This window comes from Sinomonas atrocyanea (genome assembly GCF_030811715.1).
GTDB classification, from domain to species: domain Bacteria; phylum Actinomycetota; class Actinomycetes; order Actinomycetales; family Micrococcaceae; genus Sinomonas; species Sinomonas atrocyanea_A.
The window spans coordinates 177,327-202,923 of record NZ_JAUSRH010000002.1 but is presented as its reverse complement, the minus strand read 5'-3'; the positions used below and the strand labels follow the sequence as shown (position 1 = coordinate 202,923).

The 25,597-nt window shown below is 71.6% G+C and carries 24 protein-coding genes and 1 tRNA gene; 13 read left to right on the top strand and 12 right to left on the bottom strand.

The features are described 5' to 3' along the window. Nucleotides 1–10: 10 nt before the first annotated feature. Complete coding sequence (locus J2W21_RS03850; protein WP_307113194.1) at nucleotides 11–2,116, bottom strand: thioredoxin domain-containing protein; 2,106 nt, start codon at nucleotides 2,114–2,116, stop codon at nucleotides 11–13. 99 nt (nucleotides 2,117–2,215) lie between these two features. On the opposite strand from J2W21_RS03850, the gene J2W21_RS03845 reads away from it, so the two are divergent. Continuing rightward, entirely contained in the window at nucleotides 2,216–2,779 is a 564-nt protein-coding gene (locus J2W21_RS03845) for a hypothetical protein (RefSeq protein ID WP_307113193.1), read from the top strand. A gap of 5 nt (nucleotides 2,780–2,784) precedes the next feature. After that, nucleotides 2,785–4,971 (top strand): bifunctional polysaccharide deacetylase/glycosyltransferase family 2 protein, encoded by a 2,187-nt coding sequence (locus J2W21_RS03840; RefSeq protein ID WP_307113192.1) that lies wholly within the window; start codon nucleotides 2,785–2,787, stop codon nucleotides 4,969–4,971. Here J2W21_RS03840 and J2W21_RS03835 read toward each other — a convergent pair. From J2W21_RS03835 to mca, 3 genes are all read right to left on the bottom strand, one after another. Next, complete coding sequence (locus tag J2W21_RS03835) at nucleotides 4,961–6,364, bottom strand: MFS transporter (protein ID WP_307113191.1); 1,404 nt, start codon at nucleotides 6,362–6,364, stop codon at nucleotides 4,961–4,963. The two genes, J2W21_RS03840 and J2W21_RS03835, sit on opposite strands and share 11 nt — an antisense overlap. Nucleotides 6,365–6,515: 151 nt before the next feature. Then, nucleotides 6,516–6,827, bottom strand: a complete 312-nt coding sequence (locus tag J2W21_RS03830; RefSeq protein WP_307113190.1) for a hypothetical protein — start codon at nucleotides 6,825–6,827, stop codon at nucleotides 6,516–6,518. 4 nt (nucleotides 6,828–6,831) lie between these two features. Continuing rightward, on the bottom strand, nucleotides 6,832–7,737 hold the full coding sequence (gene mca, locus J2W21_RS03825; RefSeq protein ID WP_307113189.1) for a mycothiol conjugate amidase Mca: 906 nt from the start codon (nucleotides 7,735–7,737) through the stop codon (nucleotides 6,832–6,834). 18 nt (nucleotides 7,738–7,755) lie between these two features. On the opposite strand from mca, the gene J2W21_RS03820 reads away from it, so the two are divergent. Beyond that, the gene (locus J2W21_RS03820) at nucleotides 7,756–8,172 is read left to right on the top strand and encodes a DUF4307 domain-containing protein (RefSeq protein WP_307113188.1); all 417 of its coding nucleotides are present in this window, start codon (nucleotides 7,756–7,758) and stop codon (nucleotides 8,170–8,172) included. Nucleotides 8,173–8,344: 172 nt separating this feature from the next. Then, nucleotides 8,345–8,842 (top strand): transcription elongation factor GreA, encoded by a 498-nt coding sequence (greA, locus tag J2W21_RS03815; RefSeq protein WP_307113187.1) that lies wholly within the window; start codon nucleotides 8,345–8,347, stop codon nucleotides 8,840–8,842. An 84-nt stretch (nucleotides 8,843–8,926) separates the two neighbouring features. Here the strand turns inward: greA and J2W21_RS03810 are convergent, their stop codons facing one another. The 4 genes from J2W21_RS03810 to J2W21_RS03795 all read right to left on the bottom strand — a co-directional run bounded on the left by J2W21_RS03810 (nucleotide 8,927) and on the right by J2W21_RS03795 (nucleotide 13,013). Next, on the bottom strand, nucleotides 8,927–9,526 hold the full coding sequence (locus J2W21_RS03810; RefSeq protein WP_307113186.1) for a rhomboid family intramembrane serine protease: 600 nt from the start codon (nucleotides 9,524–9,526) through the stop codon (nucleotides 8,927–8,929). A 31-nt stretch (nucleotides 9,527–9,557) separates the two neighbouring features. Then, nucleotides 9,558–10,811: a threonine ammonia-lyase gene (gene ilvA, locus J2W21_RS03805; protein WP_307113185.1), complete on the bottom strand. Its 1,254-nt coding sequence runs from the start codon at nucleotides 10,809–10,811 to the stop codon at nucleotides 9,558–9,560. Nucleotides 10,812–10,822: 11 nt separating this feature from the next. Further along, the gene (locus tag J2W21_RS03800) at nucleotides 10,823–12,001 is read right to left on the bottom strand and encodes an AI-2E family transporter (protein ID WP_307113184.1); all 1,179 of its coding nucleotides are present in this window, start codon (nucleotides 11,999–12,001) and stop codon (nucleotides 10,823–10,825) included. Nucleotides 12,002–12,062: 61 nt separating this feature from the next. After that, complete coding sequence (locus tag J2W21_RS03795; protein ID WP_307113183.1) at nucleotides 12,063–13,013, bottom strand: aldose 1-epimerase family protein; 951 nt, start codon at nucleotides 13,011–13,013, stop codon at nucleotides 12,063–12,065. Between the two features lie 146 nt (nucleotides 13,014–13,159). Here J2W21_RS03795 and J2W21_RS03790 point away from each other — a divergent pair, with 146 nt between their 5' ends. The 3 genes from J2W21_RS03790 to galK are packed head-to-tail and all read left to right on the top strand — an operon-like array spanning nucleotide 13,160 to nucleotide 16,265. Continuing rightward, nucleotides 13,160–13,957 carry a DeoR/GlpR family DNA-binding transcription regulator gene (locus J2W21_RS03790; protein WP_307113182.1) on the top strand — a complete coding sequence of 266 codons (798 nt, stop codon included), beginning with the start codon at nucleotides 13,160–13,162 and terminating at the stop codon, nucleotides 13,955–13,957. Then, on the top strand, nucleotides 13,954–15,099 hold the full coding sequence (gene galT / locus J2W21_RS03785) for a galactose-1-phosphate uridylyltransferase (RefSeq protein ID WP_307113181.1): 1,146 nt from the start codon (nucleotides 13,954–13,956) through the stop codon (nucleotides 15,097–15,099). Before J2W21_RS03790 ends, galT begins: the two co-directional genes overlap by 4 nt. Continuing rightward, entirely contained in the window at nucleotides 15,096–16,265 is a 1,170-nt protein-coding gene (gene galK, locus J2W21_RS03780; RefSeq protein WP_307113180.1) for a galactokinase, read from the top strand. The genes galT and galK overlap by 4 nt, the downstream gene beginning before the upstream one ends. A 79-nt stretch (nucleotides 16,266–16,344) precedes the next feature. Here the strand turns inward: galK and J2W21_RS03775 are convergent, their stop codons facing one another. Further along, the gene (locus J2W21_RS03775; protein WP_307113179.1) at nucleotides 16,345–17,241 is read right to left on the bottom strand and encodes a Bax inhibitor-1/YccA family protein; all 897 of its coding nucleotides are present in this window, start codon (nucleotides 17,239–17,241) and stop codon (nucleotides 16,345–16,347) included. Nucleotides 17,242–17,396: 155 nt separating this feature from the next. Here J2W21_RS03775 and J2W21_RS03770 point away from each other — a divergent pair, with 155 nt between their 5' ends. The 5 genes from J2W21_RS03770 to J2W21_RS03750 all read left to right on the top strand — a co-directional run bounded on the left by J2W21_RS03770 (nucleotide 17,397) and on the right by J2W21_RS03750 (nucleotide 22,204). After that, nucleotides 17,397–17,693, top strand: a complete 297-nt coding sequence (locus tag J2W21_RS03770) for a GroES family chaperonin (RefSeq protein WP_307113485.1) — start codon at nucleotides 17,397–17,399, stop codon at nucleotides 17,691–17,693. Nucleotides 17,694–18,011: 318 nt separating this feature from the next. Then, nucleotides 18,012–19,298, top strand: a complete 1,287-nt coding sequence (locus tag J2W21_RS03765; RefSeq protein ID WP_373423067.1) for a branched-chain amino acid ABC transporter permease — start codon at nucleotides 18,012–18,014, stop codon at nucleotides 19,296–19,298. Between the two features lie 10 nt (nucleotides 19,299–19,308). Then, entirely contained in the window at nucleotides 19,309–20,277 is a 969-nt protein-coding gene (locus J2W21_RS03760; protein ID WP_307113177.1) for a branched-chain amino acid ABC transporter permease, read from the top strand. After that, nucleotides 20,274–21,386 (top strand): ABC transporter ATP-binding protein, encoded by a 1,113-nt coding sequence (locus J2W21_RS03755; RefSeq protein WP_307113176.1) that lies wholly within the window; start codon nucleotides 20,274–20,276, stop codon nucleotides 21,384–21,386. The genes J2W21_RS03760 and J2W21_RS03755 overlap by 4 nt, the downstream gene beginning before the upstream one ends. Beyond that, on the top strand, nucleotides 21,383–22,204 hold the full coding sequence (locus tag J2W21_RS03750; protein WP_307113175.1) for an ABC transporter ATP-binding protein: 822 nt from the start codon (nucleotides 21,383–21,385) through the stop codon (nucleotides 22,202–22,204). Before J2W21_RS03755 ends, J2W21_RS03750 begins: the two co-directional genes overlap by 4 nt. 188 nt (nucleotides 22,205–22,392) lie before the next feature. Here the strand turns inward: J2W21_RS03750 and J2W21_RS03745 are convergent, their stop codons facing one another. After that, nucleotides 22,393–23,544, bottom strand: a complete 1,152-nt coding sequence (locus tag J2W21_RS03745) for an ABC transporter substrate-binding protein (RefSeq protein WP_307113174.1) — start codon at nucleotides 23,542–23,544, stop codon at nucleotides 22,393–22,395. Here J2W21_RS03745 and J2W21_RS03740 point away from each other — a divergent pair. Then, the gene (locus J2W21_RS03740) at nucleotides 23,531–23,758 is read left to right on the top strand and encodes a hypothetical protein (RefSeq protein WP_307113173.1); all 228 of its coding nucleotides are present in this window, start codon (nucleotides 23,531–23,533) and stop codon (nucleotides 23,756–23,758) included. The two genes, J2W21_RS03745 and J2W21_RS03740, sit on opposite strands and share 14 nt — an antisense overlap. A 162-nt stretch (nucleotides 23,759–23,920) precedes the next feature. On the opposite strand, the gene J2W21_RS03735 is transcribed toward J2W21_RS03740, so the two are convergent. After that, nucleotides 23,921–23,997, bottom strand: a tRNA-Leu gene (locus tag J2W21_RS03735). Nucleotides 23,998–24,130: 133 nt separating this feature from the next. Then, nucleotides 24,131–25,570, bottom strand: coding sequence for an NAD(P)/FAD-dependent oxidoreductase (locus tag J2W21_RS03730; RefSeq protein ID WP_307113172.1), 1,440 nt, complete (start codon nucleotides 25,568–25,570; stop codon nucleotides 24,131–24,133). Nucleotides 25,571–25,597 lie beyond the last annotated feature (27 nt).

Genomic DNA, 25,597 nt, shown 5'->3' with positions numbered 1-25,597 from the left:
GCCTCGGCTCTCAGCGCACCGCTGCCAGCTCCTGGCGGAGCTCGCGCGGCGTGCCCACCGGCAGCCGGCACGCGAAGTCCACGCAGACATAGGCGAGCGGGCCGCCGTCGGGCGCCGCGGGGCGGTCGGCGAGGAGAGGCACCCGGGAGGGGGCGCCGGGCTCGCCCACCGCGACGACGGTGCCGGGCGCGGGCGAGGCGAGGGCCTCGGCCTGCAGACGACGGCGGTCCTCCCCCGCGCCGCCGACGATCGCCACCTCGACGGGGCCGGCGAGCAGGGCCTGGGCCACGGCCAGGAGCCACCCGGCCGAGCGGGGCCCCTCCCTGAGCAGGCGCGGCAGCCCGGCCACGATCGACTCTGCCGCCGCGCGGTGGCCGGCCGATCCGCTGTACGCGGCGTGGGCCAGCATCGTCCCGGCCAGCAGCGAGGCACCGCTGGGGGCCTCTGCGTCGTGGGGATCGAGGCTGCGGGCCCCAGCGAGGGCCGCCCGCACGCCTCGGGCATGCGACGCAGCTGGACCGTCGGCGGCGGCATCGGAGAGGAGGCCCTCGGCGATGAACCGGTGCGACGCGACCCCGAGGAGGTCCTCGGCCCAGACGTACCACTGCTCGTCCCCGGTCGCGGCGTACAGCGCGAGGGCCCCCTCCGCGCAGCCGGCATAGTCGGCGAGGAGCCCCTCGATGCCTGCCGCGGAGCCCCCGTGCGAGACGCGCAGGAGCCGCTCGCCGTCCCAGTGCACGTCCTTGAGGAGCGCCGCCGCTGCCCTCGCGGGGCCGAGGAGCCCGGGACGGTCCAGGGCCCACGCCGCGTCGGCGAGGGCCGCGACCGCGAGGCCGTTCCAGCCCGCCACCGCCTTCTCGTCCCGGGACGGCGGCGTCCGCAGCGTCCGGGCCGCGTGCAGGACGTCCCGGTGGCGTGCGAGGCGCCCGTGCTCCTCCGCGGTCAGGGCCCGTCCCACATGCAGCGGGGCCGCGGAGGAGGCGTGCTCGCCGAGGGGCAGGCCGAACAGGCTCGCCAGCCGCCCGGCGTCGTCCGCGTCCGCCACCGCGTCGGCGAGCTCCCGCCGGGTCCAGACGTAGTAGCCGCCCTCGACGCGGCGGCCATCCCGCTCGGAGTCCGCATCGAGCGAGGACGCGAAGCCGCCGCCGGGAAGCCCGAGCTCGCGGACCATCCAGTCCGCCGTGAGCGAGGCAGCCTCCCGCGCCTCCTCCTCGGGAAACTCCTCCGAGCCCCCGAGCCGCACCCAGTGCGCGAGGAGACGCAGCAGCTGGGCGTTGTCGTAGAGCATCTTCTCGTAGTGCGGCAGGGACCAGTCCGCGGTCACGGAGTAGCGCGCGAACCCGCCGCCGAGCACGTCGAAGAGCGCCGAGCGGCACATCGCCGCCAGCGTGCGCCCGGCAAGGCCCCGGGCATCCTCCGCGGTGGGGGCAGTGCCTGCGGCATGCCGGAGGAGGAATTCGAGCACCGGGGACGGCGGGAACTTGGGCGCGGTGCCGAAGCCGCCGTGGGAGCGGTCCTCCGTCCGGGCCAGGGCCACCACGGCGTCGCCCAGCGCGGAGGCCAGCGCCGCGCGGTCGTGCCGGGCGTCCGCGCCGATGCCGAGCAGCTGGTCGGAGAACAGGCCGCCCAGGGCGTCCGCGAGCGAGCCGGCCTGGCGCTCCACGGCCTCGCGCCGGTCCCGCCAGGCCTCCGAGACCGCGTCCAGGACCTGCCGGAAGCTCGGCTGGCCCGGGCGGGGGGCCGGCGGGAAGTAGGTCCCTGCGTAGAAGGCGCGCCCGTCGGGGAGGGTGAAGACGCTCAGGGGCCACCCGCCCTGGCCTGTCATGGCCTGGCATGCGGCCATGTAGACCGAATCCACGTCGGGGCGCTCCTCGCGGTCCACCTTCACGCAGACGAAGCCGGCGTTGAGCTGCTCGGCCGCGGCCGGGTCCTCGAAGGACTCATGGGCCATGACGTGGCACCAGTGGCACGCGGCGTAGCCGATCGAGAGGAAGACCGGGACGTCCCGGCGTGCGGCCTCCGCGAAGGCGTCGTCTCCGAACGGCTGCCAGTGGACGGGATTCTCGGCGTGCTGGCGCAGGTAGGCCGAGGCCTGCCCGGCGAGGCGGTTCGTCATGGTCCGAGTCTGCCCGACCCCGGCTGCCGCTGGTACCCGGGGCGACGGATGGTCCTCGGAGTGCCATCCGGGCGGCCCACCGCCTACACTGTCCTACCGATGGACACTCCCCCCAGCAGCATCCCCGGCAGCCGCGCGCCCGCACAGCGGGCCGCCCGTCCGATCTTCGTGGACTCGACGGGCCGCAAGCTCCGGCTCATGCGGGCCGCGGGCGCCGTGGCCCTGATGCTCGTGGCGGCGTATCTCGGCGTCGTCGGGCTCGCCCTCCTCGGCGGCAGCCCGAACGCAGCAGCCCCCTTCCTGCCCCTTCCGGCGGCGCCCCCGGCTCCCGCGCCGGCTTCGCCCAGTGCCCCCGCCGCGACCGGCGGGCCGGCCCCGGGCGCCGCTGCGGGCGCCGCGGGGGGCGCCGCGGGGGCCGCCGGTGCGCGCCCTGCTGCGCCCGTGGCCGTTCCGGCGGCACAGGTCGCGCCCGCTCCGGCGGCCAGGATCGCCCCGGGCGGCGCAGGCGCACCCGCAGCGCCGGCCCAGCAGGCCCCGGCCCCGACCGCCGCACCGGTGGCGCCGGCCCCGGCGCCGGTACCCGTTGCGACCCAGCAGCCGGGCCCCGGCAACCCCGCCGCCCCCGGGCAGACGCGCCGCGCTACCCCGCCCGCGCACCCGTGACCGGCATGCGCTCGCCCGTGCGAGGGATCCGGAAGCCCCCGCGCGGCCGCGCGGCGGCCAGCCGGCAGCCGGGCCGGGTCAGGACCCACTGGATCGTGCTGGCGGCGCTCCTGATCGGACTCGCGCTGGCCCTGGCCGTCCAGGGGTACACCCAGCACCTGGCCGGGATCGGGGACGACTCCGTGACCGCCGCGACCGGCTCCGACGGCGTGCCCGCCTCCGTGCTCAACGGCGGCCCGGTGGTCGACGCGAGATCGTCCACGGTCCGCACCGCCCGCCCGCCGGAGCGCACGCTGGCCCTCACCTTCGACGACGGCCCCGACCCGACGTGGACCCCGCGGATCCTGGATGTCCTGAAGGCCCACCACGTCCACGCGACCTTCTTCGTGGTGGGCACGGCGGCGATCGACCACCCCGACCTCGTCCGCCGCATGGTCGCCGAGGGCCACGAGGTCGGGATCCACACCCTCACCCACGCGGACCTGGGGAAGGTCCCCGAGTGGCGGCGCCAGCTCGAGGTGCAGGGCGCCCAGCGTGCCGTCGCCGGGATCACGGGCAGGACAGCCACGCTCCTGCGCCCCCCGTACAGCTCCGAGAACGATGCCGTCACCACGCAGACGTGGTCTGCCATGCGCTCGAGCGCCTCTGACGGCTACCTCACCGTGCTCAGCACGCTCGACAGCGAGGACTGGTCGCGGCCCGGTGTGCCGCAGATCGTCAAGAACGCCGTCCCGACGGGCAGCCAGGGGCAGGTCCTGCTCATGCACGACGGCGGCGGCGACCGCAGCCAGACCGTGGCCGCCCTCGAGCAGGTGCTCGACCGGGCTGCCGCGCAGGGGGACCGGGTGACGAGCGTGGGCGAGGCCCTCGGCATCCCGACCCTGCGGACCGCCCCTCCTTCCGAGCAGCTCATCGGGGCCGCCTTCGTGGGCGGGGTCCAGGCCAGCGGCACCGTCGTGGCCGTGATCTCGTGGCTGCTCGCCGCAAGCGGAGTCGTCACACTGGTCCGGGCCGTCCTCGTCGTCGCCGTGGCGTCCCGCCACCACCGGCTCGCGCGCCGCGGGAAGCGCCGACGGGACGCCCCGCTGCGACCCGAGGTCACCGAGCCGGTCACGGTGATCGTGCCCGCCTACAACGAGGCGGCGGGCATCGAGGCCGCCGTCAGGTCAATCGCCGCGTCCGAGCACCCGGTGGAGATCATCGTCGTGGACGACGGCTCGACCGACGGCACCGCGGACATCGTCCAAGCACTCGCGCTCCCCGGAGTGACCGTGCTGCGCCAGGAGAACGGCGGCAAGCCCTCGGCGCTCAACACGGGCCTGCGCGCGGCCTCCCACGAGATCGTCGTGATGGTGGACGGCGACACCGTCTTCGAACCGGGCACGGTCCATGCCCTCGTGCAGCCGCTGGCCGACCCCCGGGTCGGTGCCGTCTCGGGCAACACGAAGGTGGCGAACCGCGGCGGCGTGCTCGGAGCCTGGCAGCACATCGAGTACGTCGTGGGCTTCAACCTGGACCGGCGGCTTTTCGACCTCGCGGAGTGCATGCCGACCGTCCCAGGGGCGATCGGCGCCTTCCGGCGCGACGTGCTCCTGCGCCTCGGCGGCGTCAGCAGCGACACGCTCGCCGAGGACACGGACCTGACCATGGCCCTGTGCCGCGATGGCTGGCGGGTCGTGTACAAGGACAACGCTCGGGCCTGGACGGAGGCGCCGGCGACCCTCGGCGCGCTCTGGAAGCAGCGGTACCGCTGGTGCTACGGGACCCTTCAGGCGATGTGGAAGCACCGCGGAGCAGTGCTCCAGGGCGGTGCGGCCGGCAAGCTGGGGCGCCGCGGACTCGGATACCTGCTCGTGCTGCAGGTCCTCCTGCCCCTCTTCGCGCCGATCGTGGACGTGTTCGCCCTGTATGGCCTGGTGTTCCTTGACCCCGTGCGGATCGGAGTGCTGTGGCTGGCCTTCATGGGCGCCCAGCTGGCCATGGCCGCGTACGCGTTCCGCCTGGACCGAGAGAAGCTGGGCCCGCTGTGGACGCTGCCCCTGCAGCAGGTCGTGTACCGCCAGCTCATGTACCTCGTGGTCATCCAGTCGGTATTCACGGCGCTCGCCGGCCTGCACCTGAAGTGGCACCGCATGGAACGCTACGGGAGCCTGAACGTCCCGCCCGCGACGGAGGGGTCCCTCACTCGGTGACCCCCATGCGGACCTCCTCGGACTCGACGTAGTTGTAGACCTCCGGGAGGATGAACTTCGCGGACAGGAACCCGATGAGGGACAGGACGGAGACGGCCAGGGTCGCCCCGACCGGGCCCCACGCGCTGGTCATGAAGGGGAACACGAACGCCCCGAAGAACGAGGCCGCCTTCACGAAGACGTAGCCGAACCCGGACGCGGTGGCCTTGAACCGGGCCGGAGCCACCATGGAGGCGATCGTCATGCCGTTGGAGGCATCCCAGTAATGCCCCCACATGAGCACCGCCGCGCCCAGGACGATCAGCCATTCGACCTTGGCGCCCAGCGCGAAGGCCCCCACCACGAGGCCGATGAATGCGAGGCCGAAGCCCCACATCGCCACCCCGCGGTGGCCCGTTCGCTCGATCATCACCGGGGCGAGGAAGCCCGAGATAGTGGCCAGGACGTAGATGGCCGCGGTGACGATGTTGGTGCCCGTGATGTTGGCGTTGGAGGCGACGCCGACGCCGGCTGTGACGAGGATGACGGGCAGGTAGAAGCCGAACGCGGTGAACTCCGCGCCCTGGCAGGCGTTGGAGATCCAGGCGAAGATCGTGGCGCGCCGCTTGGTGCGGTCGGCCCAGATGACCTGCAGGAAGTCGCCGACCTTGGGCTTGAGGAGCTTCACGTCCTCGTTCGGGAGCATGTCGAGCGGCTCGTCGAAGAGGCGCAGCGAGACTTCCTTGGCCTTGGTGAACCTGCCCTGGTGGATGAGCGAGAGGGGGGTCTCGGGGAGGTCGAGCCGGGCCAGCAGGAGGATGAACGCGGGGACCGCGCCGATCGCGAGGGCCACCCGCCACAGGATGGCGTGGTCGATCCCGGTGACGTACATGATGGTGATGACCACGATGGAGAGCACCTCGCCGAGGCCGAACATCCCCTGCCAGCGGCTGCCCATGCGGTCGCGGGCGCCCTTGGACATCGACTCCATGATGTACGCGTAGCCGTTGGAGATGTCGGAGCCGAGCGGGATCCCGATGAGGATGCGCAGGATGATCAGGTCCCACACGTTCTGCGAGAAGCCCTGGGCGATCGCGAGCACGATGAAGAGCACCATCGTGATGATGAAGACCCGCTTGCGGCCCAGGCGGTCGGCCACGACGCCGCCGAGCACCGCGCCGATCAGCGCGCCACCCTGCACGCCGGCCGTGAGCCAGCCGAGCTCGAACGCCGTGGGGCTGTACTCGGTCTTGATGAAGACGAGCACGAACGAGAGCGCGTAGAGGTCCCATGCCTCGATGAGGATGGTCGCGATCATCATCCAGCCGCCCCGGCGGCTGGATGACGTGCCCGCCTTGTTCATCAGCAGCTGCGTCGCCTCATCGGACAGCCTGCGGATTGTCGTCTGGTCCATCGGTGCCTCCCCTGTCGGGAATCCCGCACCGGGGGCGCCGGACTCCGTGGCCTGTGGCCCCGGTCACCTTCGCGCCGAGGCCACAGCGAGACTAAGGCTCAGGGAGTCCGCCGGCAACACGTTGCCACGCGTTGCCACTGGTGTCGCGCGGTCAGGGGCGGCCGTTGGCGCGGCCGCGTCCCGGCGCCTGGGGGTCGGAGTCCTCCGGTGAGGGCTCGCTGCGCTCGCCGGCTCCGGTCTCCTCGGCGCCGCCGCGGGACTCCTCCACCTGGGCGCGGTAGCGCATCCGGCGGAGGCGCCGGACCATGTCGATGATGAGGAAGATGGTGAGGAGCACCACGAAGGCGGTGGCCGCGAAACCCCAGTTCCCGGGGGTGATCATGTCCTCGCTCAGCCCCGGCCGCAGCGAGCCCGAAGGCGACGGAGCCGGTGTCTGGGTGAGGGCGACGAGGAGATTCTGCACCGATCTATCGTAGCCCGGCGAAGAGGTCCCCCTCGGTCGTCCCCTCGTCGGGGAAGCCCACTGCGGACTCGATGAGGGCGTAGTCCTCCCAGGGCCACTCGTGCTGCCGCAGCTCGAGCGGGACCGCGAAGAACCAGCCGTCGGGGTCGATCTGCGTTGCGTGGGCGAGGAGCGCACGGTCGCGGACCTCGAAGTACTCGGCGCACTCGACGTGGGTGGTCACGCGGTGGCGGGAGGTCCAGGGCCGGTGCCCCTCGGCGTCGTTCTCGGTGGCGCGGGCCATCCAGTCGGCGTACGGCGAGGTGAGCCCGGCGGCGACGAGCGCGTCATGGATGCGGCGGACCTTGTCCGGGTTGAAGGAGACGTCGTAGTAGAGCTTCGAGGGGGCCCAGGGTTCCCCGGCGTCGGGGTAGGCGCCCTCCTGTCCCGCCGCGCGGAACGCCTCCACGGCCACGCGGTGGGCCATGATGTGGTCCGGGTGGGGGTAGCCGCCGTTCTCGTCGTAGGCCACGACCACGTGCGGGCGGAATTCGCGCATGAGCCGCACGAGGGGCGCGGAGGCCTGCTCGATCGGCAGCGTCGCGAAGGAGCCCCAGGGCAGCGGCGGCAGCGGGTCGCCCTCCGGCAGGCCCGAGTCGATGAACCCGAGCCAACGGTGGTCGACCCCGAGGATCTCGCGCGCGGCGGCCATCTCGAGGCGCCGCGCCCCGGCCATGTCCCGCCGCGGGTGCGGGGCGTCGAGGATGTGCGGGTTCTGGATGTCCCCCCGGGAGCCGTCCGTGCAGGAGACGACCATGACCTCGTGTCCCTCGGCGAGGTACTTCGCCATCATCGGGGCGCCCTTGCTCGACTCGTCGTCGGGGTGGGCATGCACGGCGAGGAGGCGCAGGGCGCTATCGGTCTCTGACACGTCTCCTAGAATAGTCAGGTGACCGACTCCCCCGCTCTCGCTGCCCGCTATGGCGCCACCAGGCGCCGGTTGACGAAGCAGAGGGCCCGGTGGGTCACCGCAGTGGCCCTCGTGGTGGGCATCGCGGCGGCCGCGTGGCTCACCTACACCTCGAGCATGCGCGCCGGGGTGAGTTCGAACGACATCGGCTTCTCGACCCCCGACCCGTGGCACGCGGAGATCGACTTCCAGGTGAGCAAGGACGCCTCAGCCACGGCGGTCTGCGCCGTCCAGGCCCTCTCCGACACGTACGCGGTGGTGGGCTTCAAGGAGGTCGAGATCGGCCCGGACGCGGGCCGGTCAGGGACCACCACGAGCCTGCAGCGCGTCCCGCTGCGGACCGAGACCGCGGCGGTGTCCGGCGTCGTCGATTCCTGCTGGCTCAAGGGTGCCTAGCAGGACACGCCCCGCAGGCCAGCTTGGGATTGGGACCCCGTATCACTAGACTGGTCTAATACCCATTGCCCCGCCGGTGGTCGAGACAGCGCTCCCGAGGCATCGTTCCTTGAGAGGGTTCGTTGAGCCGCGGCGGGGTATTTGCTTTGGCAAGACGCTACAAGGAGACGACATGTCCACCACGACCCATCAGGGCGGCGCCTGGCTCACCCAGGAGGCGTACGACCGTCTCAAGGCCGAGCTGGACCACCTCTCGGGGCCCGGCCGTCATGAGATCGTCGAGAGGATCGAGGCCGCCCGTCAGGAGGGCGACCTCAAGGAGAACGGCGGCTACCACGCGGCCAAGGAGGAGCAGGGCAAGATCGAGGCCCGCATCCGCCAGCTGACCGACCTGCTGCGCAACGCCCACGTGGGCGAGAAGCCCGCGGACGACGGCGTCGTCGAGCCCGGCATGCTCGTCGTCGCGAAGATCGCCGGCGAAGAAGAGCGCTTCCTCCTCGGCTCGCGCGAGATCGCCGACGGCGGCACGGACATGGACGTGTTCAGCGAGAAGTCCCCGCTCGGCGCCGCGATCGTCGGCCACAAGCAGGGCGACAAGCTCTCCTACACCGCCCCGAACGGCAAGGAGATCACGGTCGAGATCATCTCGGCCACGCCGTACAACGGCTGATCCCGCCGCAGCACCGGCAGACGCACGACGGCGCCGCTCCCCTTCCGAGGGGGCGGCGCCGTCGGCATGTGGGAACCGCAGCGCTCAGAAGGCCACGCGGCCGCGCGGCCGCAGGACGACGGCAGCGGCCACGCCGCCGGCGAGGCCGAACAGGTGTGCCTGCCAGGAGATGCCGCTGCGCACGGTCGGCAGGATGCCCAGGAGCACGCTGCCGTAGGCGGTGAACAGCACGAGCGCGAGCAGGATCTGCCACCAGCTGCGGTTGAAGAACCCGCGCACGAGCAGGAACCCGAACAGGCCGAAGATCACCCCGGAGGCCCCGACGGTGATGGACGGGGACCCGAAGAGGCTCCCCCCGAACACCCACACCCCGGTTCCGGAGGCGAGCCAGGACAGGCCGATCGCGGTGAAGAACTGCCTGGCCCCGGCGAGGAAGGCGAGGAACCCGAAGACGAACAGCGGCAGGGTGTTGGCTGCCAGGTGCCCCCAGCCCGCCGAGTCGTGCACGAGGGGCGAGGTGACGATGTCCGGCAGGCTGCTCACGTCCCGCGGCCGGATGCCGAACCAGCGGGTGAGCAGGCCCAGCGTGGCCATGTTGACGCACTGGATCGCGTAGAGGAGGGCGGTCACGGCGGTCATGGTCGCGAGTCCGGCCCGGGCCCTCACCGCGAGGCGTGTGTCCACCCCGTCCTCCCTCCCGCCACGTCCGCGTGGCTCAGACGTGCATGACGATCGGCTGGAACCCTTCGGCGCGCAGCGCACGCAGCACCTGGTCGGAGTGCTCGTGGCCCTTGGTCTCCATGTCGATGGTGATGGCCACGTCCCCCATGGCGATCGAGCCGCCGACTCGGGTGTGGTCCACGCCGGTGACGTTCGCATCGTTCTCGGCGATGATGCGCGAGATGGTGGCGAGCGATCCCGGCCGGTCGTCGAGCATCATGCGGACGGTGAGGAAGCGCCCCGCGGCGGAGAGGCCGCGCTGGATGACCTTGAGCATGAGCATCGGGTCGATGTTCCCGCCCGAGAGGATCACGACCGTCTTCTTCGCGTCGATGCCGAGTTCGGCGAGCTTGCCGTCCATGAGGGCGGCCACGCCCACGGCCCCGGCGGGCTCGACGACGAGCTTGGCCCGCTCGAGCAGGAAGATCAGGGCGCGGGCCAGCGAGTCCTCGCTCACCGTCACGACGTCGTCGACGAGCTCCCGGATGATGCTGAACGGGATCTGTCCCGGGAGGCCCACGGCGATGCCGTCCGCCATGGTCGCGACCTTCGGCAGCGGCACGACGGCGTCCGCGGCGAGCGAGGGCGGGTAGGCGGCCGCGTTCTCGGCCTGGACGCCGATCACGCGGATCTCGCGTCCGAGTTCGGCGGCCTTGGCCTTCAGCGCCACGGTCACGCCGGCCAGGAGTCCTCCGCCGCCGACGCCCATCAGGACGGTGTCCACGTCCGGGACCTGCTCGAGGATCTCGAGGCCGATCGTGCCCTGGCCGGAGACGACGTCTGCGTTGTCGAAGGGGTGGACGAACACGGCGCCCGTCTCGTCCGCGAACCGCTTCGCCTCGGCGAGCGCCTCGTCGACGTTGTGGCCGTGCAGGACCACCTCGGCGCCGTGGCTGCGGGTCGCCTGCAGCTTGGGCAGGGCGACGCCGAGGGGCATGTAGATGCGCGCGCGGATGCCGAGCCGCTTGGCTGCGGAGGCGACGCCCTGGGCATGGTTCCCGGCCGAGGCCGCGACGACGCCGCGGCGCTTCTCCGACTCGCTGAGCCTGGCCATGCGCACGTAGGCCCCGCGGACCTTGAAGGATCCCGCACGCTGGAGGTTCTCGCACTTGAAGAAGACCTCGCCGCCGATCTGCGTCCCCAGCGCCCTGGACTGCTCAATCGGGGTTTTGGCAATGATGCCCTCGAGCAGCTCCTGTGCGGCAACAACGTCGTCGAGCGTCACAGCGAGAGTCGAGAGGGCCTTCATGCTCAGTGCTCCTAGGGGGCTTCACGGGATGGCGGAACGTGTCCGGCGTCTTCCGAGGGGACCGGCGCATCTCCAGTTTCCCACGAGTTCTCCCACCCTCGGGCCGCGATGTAGCGCACGGCGGAATTCGTGACGGCGAGCGTGGGCACCGCGAAGAGCGCGCCGGGGATGCCGGCGATGTACGAGCCGGCCGCCACGGCGAGGATCACCGCGACGGGATGGAGGGACACGGCGCGGCCCATGATGAGGGGCTGGAGCACGTGCGACTCGATCTGCTGGACCACCACGACGATGACGAGCATGATGACGGCGTTGACCAGCCCGTTCGCGACGAGCGCAAGGAGCACGGCCACCACGCCGCTCACGAGCGCCCCGACCACCGGGATGAACGACGCGACGAAGACGAGGATCCCGAGGGGCAGCGCGAGGGGCACGCCCAGGATCGCCGCGCCGGCTCCGATGCCCACCGCATCGACCGCGGCGACGAGCACCTGCACGCGCACGTAGCTCACGAGGGAGGTCCAGCCCCGGCGGCCCGCACCGTCGGCGGCCGGGCGCGCCTGCCGCGGCAGGAGCCCCACGAGGAAGCGCCAGATGCGCTCCCCCTCGAGCAGGAAGAAGACGAGGACGAACAGGGTGATCAGCAGTCCCGCGAGGAAGTGGCCGGCCGAGGACCCCACGCTCAGCACGCCGCTGACGAGGGTGCCCTGGTTCGACTGGAGCAGGTGCTGGGCATCGTTGATGTAGGCGTCGAGCTGGGCGGAGGTGAGCTGCAGCGGCCCGTCCGAGAGCCACTTCTGGACCTCGGCCAGTCCGGCGAGGGCCTCGTCCCACAGCTGCGCGAACCCGATGGAGATCTGGCGGCCCACGAGGGTCAGCAGGCCCGCGACCACCGCGATGAAGCCCACCTCGGTGATCGCCACGGCGAGGCCCTTGGGGACGCGGGCGCGCCGGAGCCAGCCGACGACGGGGCTCAGCAGGCCCGCGAGGAGGGCCGCGACGAGCACGGGGATCACGAGGAAGCTCAGCTGCGCGAGCGCCCAGGCGATGGCCCAGGCGACCACGAGGATGATCGCGGTGCGCCAGGACCAGGCGGCGGCGACCCGCAGCGCGAACGGGAGGTCGGCATCGCTCACGGGGCGGGTTGGCCGGGCGGGCGCGGGGCGGGGTCCTGGGGGTGTGGGCTCCATGGCCCCATCCTGCCAGAGGCGCCCCGGCCTCCCAGAGGCGTCCCGGCGCCCCCGAGTACGTCTAGAGCTCGGAGCCGATCCCCCAGCGGATGGCTGCGGACGCACCCGGCTCGAGCCAGCCCAGTCCCGCTCCGCTGTTGAACGCGTTCGCGGCCCCGCTCATGGGCTCGAGGGCCACCGCCTTGGACCGTCCCGGGAAGGTGTCGGTGACGAAGACGTGGGTGTAGGGGCAGGTCTCCTCCTGCCACATCCACACTCTGCGCCCGTCGGCTGCAGCGAGCGTCGCGCGGGCCACCCGTGGTGCGCCCGCGCCGTCGTCCGTCGCCTCCTCGAAGGCGAGGTCGGTGTAGCCGGCGTCCAGCGCGAGGGAGGAGACCGGCTGGCCGCCGCGGAGGTCCGCGAGCCCGGACACGGGCTCGGAGGAACGGGGAATGAGGCGCTGGTCCGCGATGAGCCGCGTCCCTCCTGAGACGGTGAGGGTGAGGTCCTCGGCGGGGAGCTCACCGATCCGCAGGTAGGGGTGCGCGCCGAGCACGTAGGGTGCGGGCGCGGCCGAGTCGTTCGCGAGGGTCTGGGTGACGGTGAGTCCGCCGTCGGCGTCGAGCGCGTAGTCGACCCGGTGGCGCAGGAGGAACGGGTACCCGTGCTGCGGGAAGATGACGGCCTCGAGCGCCACCGCGGACTCCGTCTGCTCGAGGAGGCTGTAGCCGGTGTTGCGGAGGAGCCCGTGGCTCGCGTGCCCGAACTTGGGCTCGGTGATGTCGAGCTGCTGGACCTTCCCGTCGAGGGCCCACCGGCCGTCCTCGATCCGGTTGGCCCACGGGGCGAGGGTGATGCCGGTCGCCCCCGGCGGGATCTGCCCGTCGCCATAGGTCTCTGTGAGGGCCACTCCATGGCGCGCGTAGGACCGCAGGCCGGCGGCGAGCTCGGTGACGACGGCGACGGCGCCCCCGCGCCGCAGTTCGTGCTGCCGGCCGGTGGCGGCACGGCGGGCGGTCGGTGAAGGAGTCATGGGACCACGCTAGTCCCGCCGGGAACCGGCGACGGTTCCGCCTCCGCAGGGTCTTCCCAGCCGGCCGTCAGAATGTTATCTTTTGTTAGAAAGCTGTTGTTTCTGTTAGTCGACTCCCCTCCCCGGGCGTCGAGGCGGGGGGACCCATGCTGGCTGCGGAACGCCACGCGTACATCATTGCGGAACTCGAGCGGCGCGAGGCCGTCCGGGTCACCGAACTTGCGGCGGCGCTGGGCGTCTCCGAGATGACGATCCGGCGGGACATCGAGCACCTCGAGCAGCAGGGGCTCGCCCGGCGCGTCCACGGCGGTGCCGCCCGGCCCACGGAGGTGGGCTTCTCCGAACTCGGTTTCGAGGTCAAGAGCGAGCACCGCCCCGACGCCAAGAGCGCCATCGCCCAGCGGGCCGTCGAGCTCGTCCGGCCGGGCGCAACCATCTTCGTCACCGCGGGCACCACGACCTTCGCCTTCGCGCGCCTCCTGGCGGGCATCGAGGACCTCACGGTCGCGACGAACTCGATCAAGGTCGTCGAGGCCCTGGGCGCCGCCGGCGGGGTCCGGACCATTCTCACCGGCGGGGAGCGGACGCCCTCGGAGGCCCTCGTGGGACCCCTCACGACCTCGACCCTGCGCCAGCTCCATGTCGAGGTCTGCTTCATGGGCGTGCACGGACTGCATCCCCGCGCCGGCCTGACCACCCCGAACATCCTCGAGGCGGAGGCGAACCGCGCCGCCGCGGAGGCCGCCGCCCGGCTCGTGGTCCTCGCCGACCACAGCAAGTACGGCCTCGTGGGGCTCGCGCGGATCCTGCCCCTGAGCGCGGTCGACACCCTCATCACGGACGACGGGCTCTCCGCGGCGGCGCTCGACGAACTCCGCCAGCACGTCCCCGACCTCATCGTCGCGGCCGTCGAGGACGCCCGGCCCACGAAGGAGGCACAGTGACTGCACCCCATGCCCCGAGGATCACCCCCACGCGGCTGTCCGACGGCCGCGAGCTGCTCTATTTCGACGACCCGGGGACTCCGCCGCGCGCGCCGTCCGCCGATCCGCGCGGCCTCACGCAGCGCGCCGCCCCGGGTGAGCTGCGCTACGACGAGCTCTCCGGCGACTGGGTCGCCATCGCGGCGCACCGCCAGTCCCGGACCCACCTGCCGCCTGCCGAGGCCTGCCCGCTGTGCCCCAGCACCCCGTCCAACGCCTCCGAGATCCCCGACCCGGACTACGACGTGGCGGTCTTCGAGAACCGCTTCCCGTCGCTCGGACCGGACACGGCCGTGGTTCCCCCGGCGCTGCCGTGGGGCCGCACCGTGCCCGCCGTCGGCCGCTGCGAGGTCGTCTCCTTCACCTCGAGCCACACCGGGTCCTTCGGCGAGCTGCCCTACGAGAGGGCCCGCACCGTCGTCGAGGCCTGGGCACACCGGACCGCGGCCCTGAGCGCGCTCCCCGGCGTCCGCCAGGTCTTCCCGTTCGAGAACCGGGGGGCCGAAATCGGTGTGACCCTGCACCACCCCCACGGCCAGATCTACGCCTACCCCTACGTCACCCCCCGGGCCCTGCAGCTCGGCGCCGCCGCGCGCCGCTTCTACGACGACGCCGGCGGCCGGGCCACCCTGCTGGGCACCCTCCTGGACCGCGAGCGCTCAGCCGGCGAGCGCCTGGTCCTCGAAGGCGAGCACTTCACCGCCTACGTGCCGTTCGCGGCGCGCTGGCCCCTCGAGGTCCACTTGGTCCCGCACCGCCACGTCGCCGACTTCGCTGCCCTCGCCGGCGAGGAGAAGGACGAGCTCGCCCACGCCTACCTCGCCCTCCTGCGCGGCATGGACGCGCTGTATCCGACCCCGACCCCCTACATCGCCGCCTGGCACCAGGCGCCGCTCGAGGCCGCGCTCCGCCCCGCGGCGCGGTTCCACCTCCAGCTCACCTCCCCGCGCCGTGCGGCGGACAAGCTGAAGTTCCTGGCCGGGTCCGAGGCGGCGATGGGCGCCTTCATCAATGACACCACCCCCGAGCAGGTCGCTGCCCGGATGCGGGACGCCGTCTCCGGCGCCGCCGCCCGCGCAACCACCGGAGAGGCCCCCGCATGAGCGCTCCCCCTCCCCCGCGGGACGCCGCCGCGGCCGCCCTGCGTGCCTTCTCGGAGGCCTTCGGCGGAACGCCCGACGGCGTGTGGCGGGCGCCGGGGAGGGTCAACCTCATCGGGGAGCACACCGACTACAACGAGGGCTTCGCGCTGCCGTTCGCGATCGACCTCGCCGCGCACGTGGCCGTCCGGGCACGCGCGGATCGGTGCGTCCGACTCCTGTCCACCCACGGCGGCGGGGTGGTCGAACTCGACCTGGACTCGCTCTCCCCCGACGGGGCCCCCGGCTGGGCCGTGTATCCGGCCGGGGTCGCGTGGGCCGTCGCCGAGCGCGGGGCCGACCTGCCCGGGTTCGACCTCGCACTGGACTCGACCGTCCCCGTCGGCTCGGGCCTGTCCTCCTCGCACGCCATCGAGTGCGCGGTCGCCACTGCGCTGTCCGAGCTCGCCGCGGCGGACTTGGGGCCCGAGGACCTCGTGCTCGTCACCCAGCGCGCGGAGAACGCGTTCGTCGGCGCGCCCACGGGCATCCTCGACCAGTCGGCCTCGCTGCGCGGGACTGCGGGGCACGCCGTGTTCCTCGACTGCCGCGACCAGAGGATCGAGCTCATCCCGTTCGACGCCGACGCCGCGGGCCTGGCGGTCCTCGTCGTCGACACCAAGGTGGCGCACTCGCACGCCGGGGGCGGCTACGCCGAGCGCCGGGCCGCCTGCGAGCTCGGGGCCGAGGTCCTCGGCGTCGCGGCGCTGCGGGACGTCTCCTCCGACGACCTCGCCGAAGCGCGCGCCCTCCTCGATCCGGTGACCTTCCGGCGCGTGCGGCACGTGGTGACCGAGGACGAGCGCGTCCTGGCGACCGTCGACGTGCTGCGCTCCGAGGGTCCGGCTGCGATCGGGCCCCTGCTGGACGCGAGCCATGCCTCGATGCGGGACGACTTCGAGATCTCCTGCCCCGAGCTCGACCTGGCCGTGGAGGCCGCGCGCTCGGCCGGCGCCCTCGGGGCCCGCATGACCGGCGGCGGCTTCGGCGGCTCTGCGATCGCCCTGATCCCGCGCGCGGCCGAGGCCGCCGTCCGCGATGCGGTCTCCGCCGCGTTCGGCCGGGCGGGGTTCGGCGCCCCGGACCTCTTCACGGTGGTCCCGGCCGGCGGCGCGCGGCGGGTCCTCTGATTCCGGGCCCCGGCACTGCCCCCGGCAGCACGGAGCCCCCCGGACCATCGGTCCGGGGGGCTCCGTGCTTCTCAGCGCCTCAGTCGTTGCTGTTGAGGATCGCCAGGAGCCTGAGCAGCTCGGTGTAGAGCCACACGAGGGTGACGGTCAGCCCGAACGCGGCGGTCCAGGCGAACCGACGCGGGGCGCCGGCACGGACCCCCTGCTCGATGCTGTTGAAGTCGAAGATGAGCGAGATCGCCGCGAGCACGATCGCGAACAGGCCCACGAACACGCCCAGCGGGATGCCGAAGATGTGCACGCTGCTGCGGAGCCCCCACGCGCCGAGGCCCGGGTTGACGAGCATGATGACCACGTTGACGAGGCTGAACGCGAGGTAGCTCACGAGGGCGATCAGGAGGAACTTCGCCAGACGCGGGGTGGCCCGCACCTTGCCGCTCTTGTACAGGGCGAGGGTCACGCCGGCCACGACGATGGTGCCGATGACCGCCTGCAGCCCCACGCCGGGCGCGAAGGCGTCGATCACGCGGGTGATGCCGCCGAGGAAGAGCCCCTCGAGGCCGGCATACGCCAGGATCAGCCCGGCCACCGGCTCCCGCTTGAAGGAGTTGACGAGCGCGAGGACGAAGCCGCCGATCGCGCCGAGGACCATGAGGCCCAGCGCCGCGTTCGCCGGGACGGCCAGGGTCACCGCTGCCCCGACCACGACGAAACCCAGGCAGGCGAGCGTGCGGACGATGACGTCGTCGTACGTCATGCGCCCCGTCTGCGCCGGCCCCGCGGACGGCGCGCGGTACAGCTTGTCGAGCTGCTCGGGGGTCATCGGCTGCTGCGGGTACCCCGCCTGGCCGTAGGTGTCCTGGCCGTACGGGCTGTGGCCGTACGGGCTGTGGCCCTGAGTCGGGGCGGGCGCGGCGGTGGCAATGGCGCCCCTGTAGTTCTTCCCCCGGAAGACCGGGTTGCCCCCAAATGCCATGTCGGCTCCTTGTCCATGCTCGTGGTGCGGCCCCGCGGGTGCTGCAGGGGCGCTACTGGAGAGCACGCCCGGGAGGCCGCGGAAGTTCCCGCGGCTACACTGTTGCGGTGCCGAATGACGCGACTTCTGCCCCGCAGCCCCGCCTCCCCCTGCGCATGCTCCACGACCGCATCCTGGTCGAACTGGACAAGGAGGCGAGCGAGCGGCGCTCGGCCTCCGGCATCGTGATCCCGGCGACGGCGGTGCTCGGCAAGCGGCTCGCCTGGGCCGAGGTGGTCGCCGCCGGCCCCAGTGTCCGGCAGGTCGCCGTCGGCGACCACGTGCTCTTCGACCCCGAGGACCGGTCCGAGGTCGAGGTCGGCGCCAAGGACTACGTGCTGCTGCGCGAGCGCGACCTCCATGCTGTCGCCGAGAGCGATGAACCCGCACGGGACCTCGGCCTGTACCTCTGAGCGGGCCCCTGCGGGCGCCGCAAAGCGCTCCCGCGACGACCCCAAAGCTGCCCTAAAGAAGAACTGGGGCAAATCTTCATAGTTGTTACCGGATCGCGACCTGTGGCGCCCCCTTGCGCAGCCGATCGCCGCCAGTCCCGCGGGTAACATGACGTCCAGCGGGTGAGGTTCGTCACATTCCGGGCCTTGCGCTCGGCGCGATGGGCCGTGCCCGCTGCACCGACCACCGGCTGGCAGCCCCAGCCGCACCCGTACAGACGGAGGCCCTACGTGAGACGCACAGCCTCGGCCGTCCCCCGGCGACGCGCGCGGCGCGTACTGGCGGCGGCAGGCGCCCTGATCGGCACCATCCTCGCAGTGCTCCTGGCCGTGGCCCCGGCCGCCGAGGCGACGACGTCGCCCAGCCCGGGCCCCAGCCAGTCCCAGTTCCAGAACAGCATCTCGGGCTTCCTGCGCAACGCCGGCCAGCCGCTCCAAGGCGTCAAGATCACGGCCGAGGGCAACGGCTTCACCGGCAGCACCACGTCCTCGGCCTCCGGGGCGTGGAGCATCTCGGTACCGACCCAGGGCAGCTACAAGGTCACCCTCGACGAGTCGACACTGCCCCAGGGCATCAAGCTCGCTGAGGGGCAGGAGAACCCGCGGACGGTGACGTTCAGCCAGACCTCCAACGCGAGCACGATCTTCGCGTTCGGCGCGGGCATCCAGGTACACCAGGAGAGCTTCTTCACGAATCTGGCGAACCGGCTCGTCGCGGGCCTGAGCTTCGGCCTGCTCCTCGCGCTCTCGGCCGTGGGCCTCTCGCTCATCTTCGGCACGACGGGCCTGACGAACTTCGCCCACGGAGAGATGGTCACGCTCGGCGCCGTGGTCGTCTTCTCGACGAGCGCTGTGGGCGCGCCGTTCTGGCTTGCGATCCTCGCCGGGCTCGCCGCCGGGATCGCCTTCGGCTACGCCCAGGACGCGTTCCTGTGGAAGCCCCTGCGGCGGCGCGGCACCGGCCTCGTCCCCATGATGATCGTCAGCATCGGCCTCGCCCTGGCCTCCCGCTACGTGATCCTCTTCTTCTTCGGGGGCGCGACCCAGCAGCTCCCGTACTCCCAGTCCACGGACATCGACCTGGGCGTGGTCTCGATCTCGCCCAACAACCTGTGGTCCCTGCTGATCTCCGTCGTCGTGATCCTCCTGATCGCCTTCGCCCTGCTGCGGACCCGCCTCGGCAAGGCAACCCGCGCCGTCGCCGACAACCCCGCCCTCGCGGCGGCGAGCGGGATCGACGTGGACCGCGTCATCCGGCTCGTCTGGGTGACCGGCGGCTTCCTCGCGGCGCTCGGCGGGATCCTGTGGGCGTACTACCGTCCCGGGGTCTCCTTCAACATGGGCCAGCAGCTCCTGCTCATGATCTTCGCGGGCGTGACCCTCGGTGGGCTCGGGACGGTGTTCGGCGCGCTCGTGGGGTCCATCGTGGTGGGCATCTTCGTGGAGCTCACCACTGTCTTCGGCCTCACCTCGGACCTGAAGTACGTCGGGGCGCTGGTCGTCATGATCCTCGTCCTCCTGTTCCGGCCCCAGGGCATCCTGGGCCGGCGTGAGCGAGTGGGCTGAGGAGGCCACCATGGATTTCGGACAGATTCTTCTCGAGGCTCTCGGCGAGCTCGTCAGCCCCACGACGGCGGCCTACGCGCTGGCCGCACTCGGCCTCGCCGTGCACTTCGGCTACGCGGGGCTGCTCAACTTCGGACAGGCGGGCTTCATCGCCGTCGGCGCGTACGCGTTCGCCATGACCACCATCCACCTGCAGTTCCCGTTCTGGCTCTCCCTCATCGTCGCGGTCGTGGCCTCAGTCGTGTTCGCACTCATCCTGGGCATCCCGACCCTGCGGCTGCGGGCTGACTACCTCGCCATCGTGACGATCGCCGCCGCGGAGATCATCCGCTACATCGTCACGACCAACACCCTCACGGACGTCACCGGCTCCGCGAACGGCCTGGCCGGCTTCCGGCAGGACTTCCTGAGGCTCAACCCCTTCCCCCCGGGCACCTACCTCGGGTACAGCAGCCCTGACTTCTTTTACCGGGTCTTCGGCTGGGGCCTCGTCATCATCTTCGGCATCGGGGTCTGGCTGCTCATGCGCAGCCCCTGGGGCCGCGTCCTCAAGGGCATCCGCGAGGACGAGATGGCCGTGCGCTCGCTGGGCAAGAACGTCTACTCGTACAAGATGCAGGCGCTCGTGATCGGCGGCATCCTCGGCGCGCTCGCCGGGCTCGTGTTCACCCTCCCCCGCGACGTGGTCCAGCCCGCGAACTACGGCACCGAGTTCACGTTCTTCCTGTGGACGTGCCTCCTCCTCGGCGGCATGTCGACGGTCCTCGGGCCGATCGTGGGGGCCATGATCTTCTGGGTCGTGCTCTCCCTGACCCAGAACGTGCTCTTCGGGCTGATCCAGATCGGCGTCCTGCCGTTCCTCAGCCCCACCCAGGCAGGCCAGCTGCGCTACATCCTCGTGGGCGTCGCCCTCATGCTGTTGATGATCTTCCGGCCGCAGGGCGTGTTCGGCAACAAGAAGGAGCTCGCATTCTCATGAGCGAGGCACACACCACGTCCGGCGGCGCCGTCGACCACATGACGGACACCCGCCCCATCAGCGAGGGGCCAGCGGCCCCCGGGTGCCGCAAACGCGACCCGATCGTCGTCGCCGACAACGTGAGCAGGCGCTTCGGCGGCATCAACGCCGTGGACGTCGAGCACCTCGAAATCCCCCGGCACAAGATCACCGCCCTGATCGGGCCCAACGGCGCGGGCAAGACGACCCTCTTCAACCTCCTCACGGGCTTCGACACCCCCCAGTCGGGCACCTGGCAGTTCGAGGGGCGCGACCTTGCGGGCATGGCATCCTACAAGGTGGCCCGGCTCGGGATGGTGCGCACCTTCCAGCTCACCAAGGTGATGGGCAAGCTGACGGTCATCGAGAACATGCGCCTCGGCGCCTCGGAGCAGCCGGGCGAGAAGCTCCGCAACGCCCTGTTCCGCGGCATCTGGGGCGGCCGCGAGAAGGACATCACCGCCAAGGCCGAGGAGCTGCTGGCCAAGTTCAAGCTCGACACGAAGCGCGACGACTACGCCGCATCCCTCTCCGGCGGCCAGCGCAAGCTCCTCGAGATGGCCCGGGCGCTCATGGTCAATCCGAAGCTCGTCATGCTCGACGAGCCGATGGCCGGCGTCAACCCCGCCCTGACCCAGAGCCTCCTCGACCACATCAAGAACCTCAAGGCGGAGGGCATGACCGTGCTGTTCGTCGAGCACGACATGCACATGGTCCGCCACATCGCCGACTGGGTCGTGGTCATGGCCGAGGGGAAGGTCGTGGCCGAGGGCCCGCCCGCCGACGTCATGAAGGACCAGGCCGTGATCGACGCCTATCTGGGCGCCCACCACGACGTGGACCTCGGGGCGGCCGGCGGCCTCCGGGAGCTCGAGGAGGAGCTGGCCGCCGATGAGGAGTCGGTGGTGGGGACCGCGGACGCCGGGATCATTTCCGAGGAGACGGTACTCTCCGAGGCCGAGACGATCACCGTCAGCCGCCCCGCCAAGCATCTGGCCGCGCCCGGCGAGGCACCGGACGAGGCCGCCGACGAGGCGCCGCACGGCGCGACCGAGGCGGACCTGGACACCGGCAAGGAGGAGCAGAAGTGAGCGAGCACAGCGCAACCGCGGCGGCCCCCGCGCCGGACGGCGAGGCCGTCGTCACCGTCACGAAGCTCGTGGCCGGCTACCTGCCCGGGGTCAACATCCTCAACGGCTGCAGCATCGAGGCCCGCAAGGGCGAGCTGATCGGCATCATCGGCCCCAACGGGGCCGGGAAGTCCACGCTGCTGAAGGCCATGTTCGGCCTCGTAAAGGTCCATTCGGGCTCGGTCGTGGTGCGCGGGCAGGACCTGACCGGGCTCAAGGCGAACAAGCTCGTGAGCCGCGGCCTGGGATTCGTGCCGCAGAACAACAACGTCTTCACGACGCTCACGATCGAGGAGAACATGCAGATGGGCATGTTCCAGCGGCCCAAGGCCTTCAAGGAGCGCTGGGACTTCGTCACGGAGCTGTTCCCCGAGCTCGGCAGGCGCCGGGCGCAGCGGGCCGGTTCGCTCTCGGGCGGCGAGCGGCAGATGGTGGCCATGGGCCGGGCCCTCATGATGGACCCCGCAGTGCTCCTCCTCGACGAGCCCTCGGCCGGCCTCTCCCCCGTCAAGCAGGACGAGACGTTCCTGCGCGTGCACGAGATCAACCGCGCCGGCGTGTCCGTCATCATGGTCGAGCAGAACGCCCGGCGCTGCCTGCAGATCTGCGACCGGGGCTACGTCCTGGACCAGGGCCGCGACGCCTACACGGGGACCGGCCGGGAGCTGCTCAAGGATCCGAAGGTCATCCAGCTCTACCTCGGCACCCTCGCCGACACGGTCGAGGGCGAAGGGAAGGCGGCGGAGGACCAGGGGAAGGCCGCGGACCAGACCCACTAGCCCCTGGCGCACGACGGCGCCGCCCCACCCTCCGCGGGTGGGGCGGCGCCGTCGTGCGCGGCGGCAGCACCGCCGTCATCTGTGGTGGCAGCCTCTCCGGAGCCGCCCAGAAGGAATCGCTGACATGCCAGGGCCCCGGCCCCCTCGCGGGGGCCGGGGCCCTGGGCCGGCCTTCCGAGTGGCCTCGGTCAGCTCAGCTTGCCGAACTCCTCGCGGACCGGCTGCGGCTTGTTGTTGTCGTCGAACTGGTAGATGCCGATGTAGGCCTCCTGGGGGTCACCGTTCTTGGCGAAGGAGACCGGGCCCGACTTGCCGTCGTAGTCGATGTCCTTGCCCTGGCGCAGGAGCGTCACGCAGCTGGCGAAGTCGCTGCACTTCTCGCCGCCCTCCGAGACGTCCTGGAGGTGAGCGGCGATGTCCGTGCCCTTGGTGCTCTTGGCCTCCTCGGCCGCGAGCGCGATCAGGTTCACGGCGTCCCAGGACTCACCGGCGTAGTTGTAGTCCTTCAGGCCGGAGTCCACCGTGGCGAGCTGCTTCTTGAAGTCGTCCTTCGCGAACGTTCCCGGGGTCGTGCCCTGGGCGCCCTTGAGCGTGCCCGGCTTGAGGTCCTTGCTGTAGTCCGAGGTGTTGCCGTCGACGAAGAACATCTGCGTCGGCTTGACCCCCTTGGCCGTCAGCAGCGGGATGATCTGCTTGGCCTGGTCGAAGGAGATCACCGCGATCGCGTCCGGCTTGGCCGCCACGACCTTGTCCACCTGCGAGCTGAACTGCGAGTCGCCCTCGTTGAACAGCTCCTGGTCCACGACCTTGCCGCCGGCGGCCTCGAAGGCCTTCTGGACGTTGTCGCGCAGGCCGGTGCCGTAGGCGTCGTTCAGGACGATCATGCCGAGGGTCTGGGCGCCGCAGGAGGCCATGTAGTTGCCGAGCACGCGGCCCTGGAGCACGTCCGACGGCGCGGTGCGCCAGTAGAGGCCCTTGGCGTTCCACGTGCTGAAGTCCGGCGAGGTGTTGGCCGGCGAGAACATGACCGTCCCGGCGCCCGTGATCTGGTTGATCACGGTCTTGGACACCCCGGAGGATGCCGCGCCGATGATCGCGGACACGCCCTGCCCGAGGAGGTTGGTCACCGACTGGGTCGCGATGTCCGTGGTGGTGTCGCCGGAGTCGCGGTGGGTGACCTCCACCTTCTGGCCGAGGACGCCGCCGGCCTCGTTGATCTGCTTGACGGCGAGGTTCACGCCGGCGATCTCGGGCGGGCCGAGGAACGCGAGCGCGCCCGTCTGCGGGAGGAGCGAGCCGAGCTTGAGCGGGGTCGGGGACGTGGTCGTGGACTTGGGCACGTCCCCGGGGGCGACCGTGGCCCCGGCCGAGGCGCTGCCTGCACCCGCGGACGAGCTCGGCGCGGGGCAGGAAATCGTGCCGGATGCTGCAGCGCTGCCCGAAGCGGAGCCCGAGCTCGACGGTGTGCCCGAGGAACCGCTGCACGCGGTCGCCAGGATGGCGACGCCGATGCCGAGTGCAGCAAGCTTCGCCGCCCGAGGCGCAGCCTGGTGACGTTGAATCATGCGTAATCTCCTCCATCGAAGGGCGCGGAGAGCCCCTGATGCGAACAATCAGGTGTTCCTGATTAGAAGACAGGCTAATTCAACGGTTAACGCTCGTTACAGTGATTGTGGTCACAGCCTTGTAACGCCTCGAAAGCTGCATCCGCACTGGTGGTGCCCCAGCAGGGACTCGAACCCTGACTGAGCGGATTTTAAGTCCGCTGCCTCTGCCGATTGGGCTACTGGGGCGTGCTCACCAGCCTACTGGCTCGCCTGGGCGCCCGGACGCGGGCGCCTGCCGGAAGCACGACGGCGGCCGCCTCCTTCGCGGGAGGCGGCCGCCGTCGTCGTGGTCTACCCGGCGCGGGCCGGGGCGCTGGGGCTACTTGGCCCCGGCCGGAACCTTCTCGCCGGCGTCCTGGGCCTTCGGCGCCGGGGCAGCCGCGGGCTTCGGGGCGGGACGGGCGGCGTTCTCGAACGCGGCCCGCGGGTTCTCGAGGCCCTGCAGCGGGGTCGTGTCGCGGCCGGCGAAGAGCGAGGAGAACCAGTCGAGGAGCACGCGGAACTTGCGCTCGGCCGTGGGGATCGCGAGGCCGTGGTAGCCGCGGTGTGCGAGCCAGGCGAGCGGGCCCTTGAGGCCGATCCGCCCGAACAGGTTGATGTTCGCGACGCCCTTCCACGGGCCGAAGCCGGCCACGGCGCCGAGGTTCTTGTGCTTGTAGTCCGTCAGCGGCTTGTCCCAGCGGTTGGCCCACAGGTTGTTGGCGAGGACCTTGGCCTGGCGCAGGGCGTGCTGGGCGTTCGGAACGCAGGTGCCGTCCGGGAGGCCCTTGCCGGTCAGGTCGGGCACGGCGGCGATGTCGCCAGCGGCCCACGCGTTCTCGATGATGCCCTCGTCGCCGGCGATGCGGAGGTCCGGCAGGACGCGGACGCGGCCGCGCGGCTCGAGCGGGAAGCCGGTGGCACGGACCATCGGGTTGGCCTGCACGCCGGCGGTCCACACGAGGGTGTCCGCCTCGAACTCGTCCGCCGGGGTCTTGTCGGGCATGTTGATGAGCTTGAGGGAGCCCTCGGCGCTGGCGAGGGAGGTGTTCAGGAGCACCTCGATGCCGCGGCTCTTGAGGTGGCCCACGACCCACTCGGCCTGCTCGGCCGTGACCTCGGGCATGATGCGGCCCATCGCCTCGACGAGCACGAAGCGCACCTCGTCCTGGCTCAGGCGGCCGTTGTTGCGGACGGCCTCGCGGGCGAGGTCCTCCATCTCGGCGATCGTCTCGATGCCGGCGAAGCCGCCGCCGACGACCACGAAGGTCAGGGCGCGCCGGCGCTCGGCCGGGTCCGTGGCGGTCGAGGCGAACTCGATGCGCTCGATCACCTGGTTGCGGAGGGCGATGGCCTCCTCGATGGTCTTGTTGCCGATGCCGGCCTCGGCGAGGCCGGGGATCGGGAACGTCCGCGTGATGGCGCCCGCGCCGAGGACCACGTCGACGTAGGGGACCTCGACCGTGCCCTGGTCGCCCGGGAGCTGCACGACAGCCTTGCGGTCCGCGTGGTCGATGCTCGTGACCGAGCCCTGGATGACCTCGCTGTCCTTGAGGTGCTCGCGGAGGGAGACGACGGCGTGGCGCGCCTCGATGTTGCCGCCGGCCACCTCGGGCAGGAACGGCTGGTACGTCATGTACGGGTTCGGGTCCACGACCGTGACGATGCCGCCGGCCGAGGCGATCTTCTTCTGGAGGTTCAGGGCCACGTAGAGGCCGACGTAGCCGCCGCCGACGACGAGGACGCGGGGGCGATCGACAAGCTGCAGGGAGGAAGGCATGGAACAAGCGTAGCGCAGTTTGTGAAA